The 11,697-nt window shown below is 72.3% G+C and carries 11 protein-coding genes; 8 read left to right on the forward strand and 3 right to left on the reverse strand.

The features are described 5' to 3' along the window. Positions 1 to 10 precede the first annotated feature (10 nt). The 3 genes from ACFVH5_RS00320 to ACFVH5_RS00330 all read right to left on the reverse strand — a co-directional run bounded on the left by ACFVH5_RS00320 (position 11) and on the right by ACFVH5_RS00330 (position 2,746). Positions 11 to 790 (reverse strand): peptidase inhibitor family I36 protein, encoded by a 780-nt coding sequence (locus ACFVH5_RS00320; RefSeq protein ID WP_385830813.1) that lies wholly within the window; start codon positions 788 to 790, stop codon positions 11 to 13. 103 nt (positions 791 to 893) lie between these two features. After that, positions 894 to 1,955 carry a hypothetical protein gene (locus ACFVH5_RS00325; protein WP_385830814.1) on the reverse strand — a complete coding sequence of 354 codons (1,062 nt, stop codon included), beginning with the start codon at positions 1,953 to 1,955 and terminating at the stop codon, positions 894 to 896. Positions 1,956 to 1,960: 5 nt separating this feature from the next. Next, positions 1,961 to 2,746, reverse strand: a complete 786-nt coding sequence (locus ACFVH5_RS00330) for a transglycosylase SLT domain-containing protein (protein WP_385830816.1) — start codon at positions 2,744 to 2,746, stop codon at positions 1,961 to 1,963. Positions 2,747 to 3,212: 466 nt separating this feature from the next. On the opposite strand from ACFVH5_RS00330, the gene ACFVH5_RS00335 reads away from it, so the two are divergent. From ACFVH5_RS00335 to ACFVH5_RS00370, 8 genes are all read left to right on the forward strand, one after another. Then, positions 3,213 to 3,872: a DUF6668 family protein gene (locus ACFVH5_RS00335; RefSeq protein ID WP_385830818.1), complete on the forward strand. Its 660-nt coding sequence runs from the start codon at positions 3,213 to 3,215 to the stop codon at positions 3,870 to 3,872. Between the two features lie 93 nt (positions 3,873 to 3,965). Further along, the gene (locus ACFVH5_RS00340) at positions 3,966 to 4,241 is read left to right on the forward strand and encodes a hypothetical protein (RefSeq protein WP_385830819.1); all 276 of its coding nucleotides are present in this window, start codon (positions 3,966 to 3,968) and stop codon (positions 4,239 to 4,241) included. A gap of 90 nt (positions 4,242 to 4,331) precedes the next feature. Continuing rightward, positions 4,332 to 4,598: a hypothetical protein gene (locus ACFVH5_RS00345; RefSeq protein ID WP_385830821.1), complete on the forward strand. Its 267-nt coding sequence runs from the start codon at positions 4,332 to 4,334 to the stop codon at positions 4,596 to 4,598. A 21-nt stretch (positions 4,599 to 4,619) separates the two neighbouring features. Continuing rightward, complete coding sequence (locus ACFVH5_RS00350; protein WP_385830823.1) at positions 4,620 to 5,552, forward strand: hypothetical protein; 933 nt, start codon at positions 4,620 to 4,622, stop codon at positions 5,550 to 5,552. Between the two features lies 1 nt (position 5,553). Next, positions 5,554 to 6,666, forward strand: a complete 1,113-nt coding sequence (locus ACFVH5_RS00355) for a hypothetical protein (protein WP_385830824.1) — start codon at positions 5,554 to 5,556, stop codon at positions 6,664 to 6,666. A gap of 190 nt (positions 6,667 to 6,856) precedes the next feature. Continuing rightward, positions 6,857 to 8,350, forward strand: coding sequence for an SCO6880 family protein (locus ACFVH5_RS00360; protein ID WP_385830826.1), 1,494 nt, complete (start codon positions 6,857 to 6,859; stop codon positions 8,348 to 8,350). Further along, positions 8,347 to 9,861, forward strand: a complete 1,515-nt coding sequence (locus ACFVH5_RS00365; protein WP_385830827.1) for an ATP/GTP-binding protein — start codon at positions 8,347 to 8,349, stop codon at positions 9,859 to 9,861. The genes ACFVH5_RS00360 and ACFVH5_RS00365 overlap by 4 nt, the downstream gene beginning before the upstream one ends. Next, on the forward strand, positions 9,858 to 11,618 hold the full coding sequence (locus ACFVH5_RS00370; RefSeq protein WP_385830829.1) for a type IV secretory system conjugative DNA transfer family protein: 1,761 nt from the start codon (positions 9,858 to 9,860) through the stop codon (positions 11,616 to 11,618). Before ACFVH5_RS00365 ends, ACFVH5_RS00370 begins: the two co-directional genes overlap by 4 nt. Positions 11,619 to 11,697: the final 79 nt, after the last annotated feature.

Consider the following 11,697-nt stretch of genomic DNA (forward strand, 5'->3'; position numbering starts at 1 on the left):
ACGTCGAGGCTCAGTTCGGATACTTCGGTGCGACGTTGTCGCTCGCCTCGGGCTGCCAGGACGAGATCTTCTCGTCGATCCCGTTGTTCGGACCCTCCGGGTTCAGATTCGGCAGATAGGTCCGCGAGGGCATCTTGATCGCCGCACCCCGGTAGTTCTTGTCGGCGTAGAGGACGAGGTCGAGATCACTGAGATTCTGGATCGAGCTGATCTTGTCGTTGAGGTCGGTGCCGGCCTTGGAGATGGGCAGGTCCTGGCACTCGCCGCGCAACTCGGGTTCCGTGCAGACGGTGACCACCGCCCGCTCCGTCGCACGCCCGGCCACCTGGGGCTGCCACGAGCTGATCTTGTCGTTCAACTCGACCGGGGAGTGCGGGGTGCCGAGGTTGTCGATGGACTCATGGGGCTTGATCGTGATGGACGCGCCCGCGAAGTCATTTTCGGAGTAGAAGGTGATGCTGAAGTTGTTGTCGTTCCGGATCGAGCTGATCTTGTCGTTCCGCCCACCGGAATCGGACGAGGCCACCGACACCGATGTGCAGCGCTCGAAACCTGTGTGCTCGCAGACCTCGACCTTGAACTCACCCTGCGGGTTGGGGTTGTCCTCGAACGCCGGCAGGGGGATCGGCTGTTCCGAGACCGTGCGCTGCTCACCGCTCAGCGCCGCCAGGTCGGACTTCTTCGAGGGCTTGTCGGCCCCCCTGTCGGACTTCTCCGCCCCGCAGGCCATGAGTCCGAAAGAGGCCACCATAAGTGCCGCCGTGTACGCTGCCATTCGGGCCTGAGTCATTTCTGTTTCCTCAAGTGTGTGGATTTTCGTTTCCTGGACGAAGCCGCTTCGGATACACCGTCGATGGCTTCATGCCTCACAACGTGAACAGTCGGCGGGCAGTTCAAAGAATGTTTTCCAGGGACGCCGCGAACGCGGGCGGAGTCACCCGGGCCAGCGTCGACAGACGCCGCTCGGCCGCCGCGTAGCGCTCGGTGCCGTCGGCTCCGCTGATTCGGTTCCACAGTGGTAGCAACCGCTTCCCGAGCGGCACGGCGGCGATCGGTGTCGTCAGCAACTCCCAGCTCGCCAGGGCACGTTCGATGTCCTCGCGGGCCCGGTCGTCGCCCTGCCGGTGCCGTAGCGCGGCCACCTGGAGCGAGAGCGTGGTCGCCGCGGTGTGCTCACCCATGAGATGGGCCACATAGGCTTCGAGGGCGCGGGCCTCCAGCGCGTAGAGGTGATCCGGCCCGAAGCGATGAGCCGCCTGCCGTTCCAGCGCCGCCGCCTGGGCTTTGGCCAGCGTCAACTCACCGCTTATGACGGTCTCGCAGACCAGCGCCACCCCGGCGACCAGTTCTTCAGGAACGGTGACCGGAGCCGGAGCCGGAGCCGGAACCGGCGACGCGGTCGGGGTCGGGACGGGCTGTGTCCGAGGACCCGGCGTGGGCCTCCTGACCATGGGCAGTACAGAGGTGTCGTACTCCTGATACGGGCCGTGCTCCACATCTCTCGCCGGCCTCGTTCCCGTGGCCGAACCCGGACCCGTACCCGAACCCGCGCCTGGCCCGTCCTGCGGTGACGGTACGGCCGGTGCGGCGGCCTGCGCCGCCGTGGGTACCCCGGTCTCGTCGGAGGCATCCAGCGGCAACGGGTCCTCCAGCAGCTCGCTCGCCCCGTCCTCCCGCACCCGGATGCGCAGCACGAGGCGCCGCCGCTGGTCCAGGATCGACGCCTGGACCGGCGCCGCCCGGTCCAGCGCCCGCTGGTGCAGACGGTCGAGCACGACGGCCTGCGCGGCGTCGCCCGAGGCAGCCGTCGCGATGACCTCGCCGTCGACCGTCACGGCGCCGTCGGTGGAGATGAAGACAGGGCACGGCCGGTCGTCGAGCCGGTCACCCCGGTCCACGTCGGTGCCGGGGTCGGACTGCGCGTTCTTCGCGTCGCGCCGGTCCAGTCGGTACATGGCTCTCACTGTCCTTCGGTGTCTTGGGCGGGCGGGGACGCGGGCACCGCGCCCTCGTAGATCGCGAACTTGGCCCGGATCGCCATGACGTACTGCTGGGAGGCGTTGGTCCGGGGAACACGGCCGGCCTCCAGCACGGCCTCCGGACCGGCGTCGTAGGCCGCCAGGGTCAGGCTCACCAGATCGCTGAGCGGTTCCGGACCCACCGCCGGCCGTACCTTCTCCGCCAGTTCACACATGAAGCGGCCCTGGGCCAGGATCGAGTCGGCTGCGTCCAGCGCGGAGGTCTCGCCGTTGTCGTCGTCGTCCTCGCCCAGCCGGGTGAACACGTCGGGCGGCAGTTGCGACAGCCCTTGCTCGCCGTCGGGTCCGGTCCGGTTGCTCTGGAAGCCGGACTCCTGGTCGATCTGGGCGGCGATGACCACCGGACCGATGTCGGCGCAGAGCGCGCCCGCCTCGGCTATGGGGTCGGCCATGCCCTCCGGAACCGACTTCGGGTCGAACTCACCGCTCCCGTCGCCCTGGATGATCCCGGCGATCCGGTCGGGGTCGGGTCGCTCACCGGCGTCGCCGCCCCCGCCGCCTCCACCGGTGAAGAAGAGGATCAGCGCGATCAGCGGTGCGAACAGCACTCCGAAGCCGCCGATCACGAACACCGAGGAGATCGCCACGGCCATGGCGACAGGGGACAGCAGGCACCCCAGACCGCCCACGGCCGCACCGGCCTTCACGGCGGTCCCCACGCCCTCGGCGCCTGTGCCTCCTCCGGTGTCTCCCGCGTTCCCGCTCACCGCTCCCACCTCTCCCGACGGCCTTGCCTGTGCTGCCTCGTGCGGCCGGATCCGGTACGCGCTCCGGCCTCGGGCGCGGGGAGCGGATCCGTTCGTGCTCGGCAACGGCCCGGACCGCCCGGGCGGTTCAATCTCGATCAATCGGATCCGGGAGTGAACTGTCCGCGGGACTTCGGCCGTAGGTGGCTTTCGTAGGGAGTACGAGGAGGCGGAAAGCTCTCCTCCGGACACCTCCGAAGCCCGGCACCACGGCCCGACGGCCCGCGCCGGACGACTGCACCCGGACCCCGGCCCCCGCCCGCCACGGGCAGGACGCCGTACGTCCGCACAGGTCCTCGGGCTCCCCGAATCGCCGTCACCGATCCGGTCCGGCGTGCCCGGGAACACCCCGAGCGGAAGAAGGAAGAGGGACCCGATGACCGCCACGGCCGCTACCCCCCCGACGGACCCCTGGGTCCGCGGCCCGGTGAGAGCTCGTCAACCCGAGGCCGAGCAGCGGCCGTTCGTGCGCCCGGCGTCGAAGACCGCCGCCCCGGCCCCGGATTCCGCGCCCACTCCTGCCCGGATCTCCGCTCCGGCCCAGGAAGCCCCGCCGGCGCCCGGCCGGGAGGACGCCTCACCCACCTCCGTCCTCACCCTGCCGCCCTCGATCCGGGACGCTCCGCCGCCGGTCGTCCGGGCCTCGCCCCCGCCCACCGCGGGCATCAGCTGGGTCGGCGCGCATGGCGGCGCGGGCGCGACCACGTTCGCGGGAGCGCTCGGCGGGACGGACATCGGTCATGCGTGGCCGGAGGTGGACCAGGGCGAACCCGGCGACATCGTGCTGCTGGCCCGGACCCATCTGGCCGGGCTCCAAGCCGCCTCCAAGACGCTGGACTCACTGCGCACGGGCCGGCACCCCGCCGGGATACGGCTGGTGGCGCTCGTCCTGGTGGCCGACGCACCAGGCCGCCTGCCGCCCGAACTGTGGCGCCGGGTGCGGGTGTTGCGCGCTGCCGTGCGCACCTTCAGCGTGCCGTGGATCCCGCAGTGGCGGGTGGGCAGGTCCGCCCCCAAGGCGCCCCGATCGATCGTGGAGCTCGCCGGGTTCATCCCGTCGCGCCCCGAGACCACCCCACCCCGCTGAGGGCTTCACGCGCCGCACGCCGTCGAAGAACCCGGCCCTGGTGAGAACACCGCTCGCCACCCCAGCCCCCTGACCCGAACCCAAGGACGGACCATGCCCCGCGCCACCGCCGCCCACGAGGTCCTCGCCGCCACCTTCGACCCCGGCGCCGACGCCGACTTCCTCCTCGGCGTCCTCGCCTGGTGCGCCTCCGCCGCCGGGGTCGCGGGCGTCCTGATCACCGGCATGCTCATGGCCCTTCAACTGCGCCGGGGCGAACCCGGCGAGGGTGCCACCTACATGCGAGGCCTCTTCTTCGTGCTCGCCGGCTGCGTGCTCGCCGCGACCGCCGGACCGATCGTGCAGTTCCTCGGCCCCCTGGGGCTCTGAGCACGGTCCCTGGGCCACCCCGGGCCGTCTGCCACTTCCTCCTTCCCCCTCGCATCTCTCATCATCACCTCCATCCTCAGGAGATCCGTCATGCTCACCTTTCTCGCCGCCGCCGTTCCCGACCCGCAGCGCCAGGCCCCCGCCGCCCTCACCGACAAGATCGACCTCGTGCTTGGCATCGCCGCCTGGGCGGGCACCGCGGCCGGGGTGGCCGGTGTGCTGGTGACCGGCGCGATGATGGCCATCTCCGTCAAGCGCGGCGAGAGTTCGGAGCACATGAGCCGACTCGGCATGGTGCTGGGCGGCTGTGTCCTGGTCGCCACCGCCGGCCCTCTCGTCCAGTTCGTCTTCAACTGAACCGGCGAGGGACACCACACCATGTCCACCCCACCCGATCACGTGGGAGTACCCGATCACGTGGGAGTACCCGACCACGGGGGAGTACCCGACCACGGGGGAGCACCCGGCATCGAGGGAGCACCCGGCATCGAGGGAGCGCCGGTCGCCGACGCGAACGGCGGCCCCTCGACCGAGGGCGGCCTCCCGCCCACCCCGCTCACCCCCCTTCCCGCCCCCGCCCGCCACGACGGCGCGGATCCGTTCGCGGCACCCTTCTGGAAGCAGCGGGGCCGACTGCTCGCCGCCGGATTCCTCGCGGCGGCCCTCGGCCTCTCGCTGCTCGCCCTCCTCACCCGCCCCGACACCCCGCCACCGCTCGAAACCGCCTCCGCGGCAGGACCGTTGACCCGGGGCGCCGCGGACTCCACGGGCCGCCCTACGGGCTGCGCCACCGACGACGGTGACCGCGCCACCCCCGGGGCGCCGCCCGCCGACCTGCGCTGGCGCACCCTCGGCGGCACCCGTGTCCCCGTCTCGGCCGCCGCCGGTCCCACCCGGAAGACCGGACCGGTGCGGTGGTGCTTCGCCCACACCCCCATGGGCGCGGTCCTCGCCGCCCACGTCATCCCCGCTCAGATGACGTCTTCCGACTGGCGCGAGGTGACCCGGGACCAGGTGGTGGCCGGATTCGGCCGCGACCTGTTCGTCTCCCAGCGCGGCTCGTTCTCGGACGCCCGCCTCAAGACCCGCAGGAACGGCAGCTACGCCGGATTCCTGCTTGCCGATTACGACTCCGCAGACGCCACCGTCGACGTACTGATCAAAAGCCCGGACGGGCCGTACTTCAGCACATCGGTCCGGCTGCGGTGGAGCGGCGGCGACTGGAAGGTCCTGCCCGCCAACGACGGAGGACTGCACACCGAACTGACCTCGGCGGGCGGCACCGACGGCTACGTGCTCTGGAAGGTGTGACATGGCCTGTGAAACGGGCAGCGGCCCCGGCGACGTCATCAAGGGCTTCTTCGACTTCCTCGGCGACCCCATCGGCACGATCCTGGAGGTCATCGCCAACAAGGTGCTCGCCGGAGCCATCGCGGTCTTCGGCGATCTCACCACCGGCATCCCCACCCTCGTCTCCGACGGGACCGCGGACCAGGTCAGCCGGCAGACCCAGTGGATCGTCGTCTACACCGCCGTCGGCTCGCTCCTCTTCGCCGCCGCACGCATGGCGCTGGAGCGGCGCGGTGAGGCGGGCACCGTCGCCCTCAAAGGGCTGCTGCGGGTGATCCTGGTGGCCGGTGGCGCGACCGCCGTCGTCACCGCCCTGGCGAGCCTCTCCGACCGGTACGCCGACCATCTCTTCGCCACCGGCGCCCAGCAGCAGCTCACGACCATCGGATGCAGCGGCGGCGACGGCATCCCGGCGGTACTGCTGCTGATCCTCGCGTTTCTGCTGCTCATCGCGGCGATCGTGCAGACCGTGCTGCTCTACGTCCGGCTCGGCGTCATGATCATCCTGCTGGGCACCCTGCCGCTGGCCGCCGCCGCGTCCATGACCAACTGGGGCGGCGGCTGGTGGCGCAAGCACATCGGCTGGATGGTCGCCTGGCTGCTCTACAAGTCCGCGGCCGGTCTCGTCATCTTCGCCGGAAGCGCGATGCTCTCCAACGACGGCGACAGCGGCATCCACGAGAAGATCGCCGGCATCGGGGTCCTGCTCCTGTCGGCCCTGGCCCTGCCCGCTCTGCTCAAGCTGATCGTGCCGGCCACGGCCGGGCTGGGCAGCGGAGCCCAGGGCAGTACCGGTGCCGCGGTCGGCGGGCTCGCTTCGGGCGCCAAGTCCATCGGCGGCGGGGGCGGTTCCCCCGGCGGGATGTCCGGCGCCGCGGGACCCTCCGGGACGGCCGGACCCTCCGGCGCGGCCGGCGGATCCGGAGCCGCGGGGGCGGGCGGAGCGCGTGCCGCCGCGGCTGCCGGACCTGTGGGCGCCGCCGCTGCCGCAGCGATCAGCGCGGGCCAGTTCGTCGGCCGCGTGGCGGCCGGAGCGGTCGAGGGCGCGGACGGCGACCGGGGTCACAACAGGTGACCCACCGGCGCCACCCCCGGTGACCCGGCGCTGCTCCGGCCGGTGACACCACGCGGGTGCGGCGCGGCCCCGGCGACCGCGACGGCGCGGCCCACGACACCGCCGTATCCGCACCGCACCCGCGGAAACCCCCGACCCCCGGCGACCCACCACCCCATCACGCCATCAACCCACCAACCCAGGAATCCCCATGTCGACGGATACGGTTGTCCATCCCACCTACGGGAACTGGCGCCGCCCCCGCCGCCCCGGACTCGGCCCGCTCGGGCTGCTCGGTACGTTCGGGGTGTTCGGCGGGCTTGTGCTCACCCTGCTCGTCTCCCTGGTCTCCCTCGTGGCGGCCCTGTTCGTCCTGCTCCCGCTCGCCGTGGTCATCGTGCCGCTCACGGTGCGCACCCAGGACGGCCGAAATCTCTACCAGTTGCTCGGCCTGCGCATCGGCTGGTTGCGGCGCCGTTCCAAGGGCTCCCAGCTCTACGTCAGCGGCCCGCTGTCCACCCGGCCCGGTGGCCGGTTCGGGCCACCCGGGCTGCTCAGCCGCCTCGCCATGAGCGAGGGCCGCGACGCCTACGACCGGCCCTTCGGCGTCCTGCACCACCCGGGCCGCAACACCTACACCATCGTGCTCGGCTGCGAACCCGACGGCGGATCGCTCGTCGACCCCGGCCAGAGCGACGTATGGGTGGCCGCCTGGGGACAGTGGCTGGCACGGCTCTCCCAGGAGCCACAGCTCAAGGGCGCCTGCGTGGTGGTGGAGACCGCCCCCGACTCCGGCACCCGGCTGGCCAACGAGGTGCTGCCGAGGATCAAGGAGGACGCTCCCGCCGCCGCCAAGGCCGTGATGCGCGAGGTCGTCGAACGCTACCCGTCCGCCTCCTCCGAGATGAACACCTACATCGCGCTCACCTACGGCGTCCTACCCGGCCAACGCCGCCGCCAGTCCGAGATCGTCACCGAGTTGGCCATGCGCATCCCCGGACTGCTCGGCGGACTCGTCGGCGCGGGAGGCGGCTCGGCCGCGCCGCTGTCCGCCGAGCGCATCGCCGAGGTGGTCCGCATCGCCTACGACCCCGACATCGCCGGGGACGTCCTCGACGCCCGCGCCCGCCACGGCGCGACCGGCCTGGTCTGGGAGGACGCGGGCCCCGCCGCCGCTGTCGAGGCCGTGGGCGCCTACCAGCACGACTCCGGGATCTCCCGTACCTGGCTGCTCACCCTCGCCCCGCGCGGCACCGTCAGCTCCAATGTGCTGCGCGGCCTGCTGGAGGCCGCGCCGAACACCCGCCGCAAGCGGGTCGCCCTGCTCTACCGGCCGATCGACCCGGCCACCTCGGCACGCATCGTCGAAGCCGACCGCCGCGCCGCCCAGTTCATGGCGACCTCCGGCAAGGGCATGATCCAGGCCCGCGCCGCCTCCGAGATGCGTGCCGCCGAGCAGACCGCCGCCGAGGAGGCCGCCGGCGCCGGGCTCGTGGAGTTCTCGCTCATGGTCACGGTCACCGTCGACACCCAGGAGCAACTCGCCGACGCCGCCGTCACCGTACGCAATCTCCAGGCCGCCGCCCGGCTCTCGCTGCGCCCGGCCGACCGGATGCAGGCCGCGGCCTTCACCTGCACCCTCCCCCTCGGCATCCTGCCCTGGGAGCACACCCTCGTTCCGCAGGCACTCCAGGAGGCACTGTGAGCAGCACCGGCCCCCGGCGCCCGGCATCCAAGGTCCCGCCGGTCCGGCTGCCCGGCGCACGCGGCTGGCCCGGCCCCGGCGGCGGCGAGATCGGCCACCTGGACCCGCCCACCATGTGGCGCGCCACGACCGTACAGGCCTGCGGACTCTGGCCGTTCGCCGCCGGATCCGGCTCCCCGATGACGGGCGTGCCGCTCGGCCAGCACCTGAGCACCGGCGCCACCGTGTGCGGCGACCCCATCTCCTGGTTCACCAGAGCCCGTTACATCTCCAACCCGTCCCTGTTCATGCTCGGCATGCCGGGCCTGGGCAAGTCCACCCTCGTCAACCGGATGCTGATCGGCCTCGCCGCGACGGGAGTCGTGCCCCTGGTCCTCGGTGACCTCAAGCCCGACTACGCCGACACCGTGCGCGCTCTCGGCGGCCAGGTCATCTCCATCGGGCGCGGGGTCGGCGGCATCAACATCCTCGACCCGGGCGCGATGGGCGCCGCCGCCGAACGCCTTGGCGGACCGGCCGGAGAGAGCCTGGCCGCCGAGGCGCACGGCCGCGTCCTCAACATGGTCGCCGCGCTCATCTCCGTCGTCCGCACCCGCCCCATGGACGACCACGAACAGTCCGTCCTCGCCGCCGCCTTGCACCACCTGCGCGAACGCACCCCGACCGGCCGCGCACCGCTCCTGCCCGACCTGCTCGCCGTACTCCAGCAGGGCCCCGACCGGGTGCGCGCGGTCACCCTCGACCGCGGCGACGACGCCCGCTACCGTGACGCCGTCGACCCCCTGCACCGCTCCCTGCTCGGCATCCTCGACGGCCCGCTCGGCGGCACCTTCTCCTCGCCGACCTCCACCCGCATCGACCCGGCCGCGCCCGCCGTGTGCATCGACATCTCCCGCATCGGAGAGTCCGACACCCAGCTCACCGCCGCTGCCATGCTCGCCGCCTGGTCCGACGGACTGGGCGCGGTCGCCGCCGCGCACGCCCTCGCCGACGCCGGACTCGCGGTCCGCCGCTGGTACTTCACCGTCCTCGACGAACTGTGGCGCCCGCTCCGGGCCGCCTCCGGCATCGTGGACCGCATCGACGCGCTCACCCGCCTCAACCGCTCCCTCGGCCTCGGCGACGCGAAGATCACCCACACCCTCAAGGACGCCGAAGCGCTCGGCAGCGAGTCCGACCGGGCCAAAGCGCGCGGCTTCGTCGAACGCGCCGGCATGGTCGTCTGCGCCGGGCTGCCCCGTACCGAGATGGAGGAACTCGGCCGTGTCGTGGGGCTGTCGGAGCGCGAGATCGACCTCGTCTCCTCCTGGTCCTCCCCACCTGGCTGGGCCGTCACCGGCGGCCACGAGGAACCTCCCGGGCGCGGCAGGTTCCTCATCAAGGTCGGCGGACGCCCCGGCATCCCCATCAAGGTCGCCATCACCCAGACCGAACGTGACCTGCACGACACCAACAGCCGCTGGACCGCGGCCAGTCCGCCGCGTCCCGCGGACACCGGGCGCACCGCGTGAGCGCCCGCCCCCACCTCACGGGCAACGAACTCGCCCCTTGGGCGATCGTCGCCGTGGCGGCCGTGGCCCTGCTGCTCTCCGCCACCGTCTGGCTCGGCGGTACGACGGCCGCGGCGCTGACCGGCGCGGGCTGGAACCCGCCCCCCTTCGCCCTGTCCACCTTCGCCGAACTCGCCTCCCACGGAACACGGAAGGCGTGGCCCGGCGCCTCGCCGCTCGCCGTGTACAGCGGCATCGCGGTGGCCTTCGCCGCGGTCGCCGCCGTCGTCGCCCTGTTCACCGTCGTACGGGGACACCGGCGGCCCACCACCGGACTGGCCGGTGTCCGTGAACTGGCCTCGCTCGGCCCCGCCGGCATCGCCGCCCGCGCCCGCGATCTGCGCCCCTCCCTCAAGGGCCACAAGGAACTCGACCCCGACGACACCGGCAACCTCCTCGGCGACCTCGATCCCGACGGTCCCGAACTCCGGTCCTCCTTCGAGGACGTGGAGCTGGACCTCATGGCGCCGCGCGCGGGCAAATCCACCGGCATCGCCATCCCGCGCGTCCTGCGGGCCCGCGGCGCCGTCCTGCTCACCTCCAACAAGTCCGACGTGTACGCCGTGACGCGCGCCGCCCGGACCGAGGTCGGCCGCGTCTGGACGTTCGACCCGCAGGGCATCGCCCACGCCCCCCGCGAGATGTGGTGGGACATGCTCGCCGACTGCGCCACCATCGAGGGCGCCCGCCGCCTCGCCGGACACTTCGTGGCCTCCGTCAACGACGACTCCTCGAAGAAGGACTTTTGGATCTCCGCCGCCCAGAACACCCTCACCGCCCTCTTCCACGCCGCCGCGGGTGGAGAACGCCAGGTCACCGATCTGCTCGCCTGGCTCGCCGACCCGGCCGACCGCACCCCGATCGACCTGCTGCGCGACATGGGCATGCACGCCTTCGCCGAACAGCTCCAGGGCACCGTCCGGGGCGCCGTCGAGACCCGCGACGGCATCTACGAGACGGCCCGCCAGTGCGTGTCCTGTCTCCTGGACCCCGAGATCGTCGCCTGGGTCACCCCGCAGCCCGACCTCCCCGAGTTCCGCCCGCACGACCATGTCCTCACCCGCGACACCCTCTACCTCCTCTCCAAGGACGGCGGCGGCTCCGCGGCCGGGGTCGTCGCAGGGATCGCCGACGGCACCATGCGCGCCGGGGTCATGGCCGCCGAACGCATGGGCGGACGCCTCGACCCGCCCATGACCGCCGTGCTCGACGAGGCCGCGAACGTCTGCCGCATCTCCGATCTCCCCGACCTCTACAGCCATCTGGGATCCCGGGGCATCAACGTCGTGACACTGCTCCAGAGCTATCGCCAGGGCAGCCGGGTCTGGGGAGAGGCAGGCATGGACGCCTTGTGGAGCGCCGCCACCATCAAGCTCCTGGGCGCGGGTCTGGACGACGCCGACTTCGTCGACAAGGTGTCCAGACTCGTGGGCCAGCGGGAGGTCAGCACGCTCAGCGTCTCCCGCAGCAAGGACGGTACCTCGCGCTCCACGTCGTACCGCCTCGACCCGATCCTCCCGCCCGACCGCATCCGTGCCCTTCCCAAGGGCACCGCCCTCCTCCTGGCCACCGGTGTCAAACCGGCCATGATCCGGCTCCGCCCCTGGTTCCGGGAACCCGGCGCGGCGGTCATCTCCGCCGCCGCCAAGGCCGAGGCGGACGCGATCACCCGCCGCGCGGCGGAGAAGTGGACGGGCCATGACGGCATCGAGCACTGACCCGGCGGTCGCCGGGGTACCGGGCGCCGCGCGCACGGACGGCTGGGTGCGCTCCGCACCCGTGCCGGATCCGTCCGGC

It is taken from the genome of Streptomyces sp. NPDC127119, assembly GCF_042677425.1.
Lineage (GTDB): Bacteria > Actinomycetota > Actinomycetes > Streptomycetales > Streptomycetaceae > Streptomyces.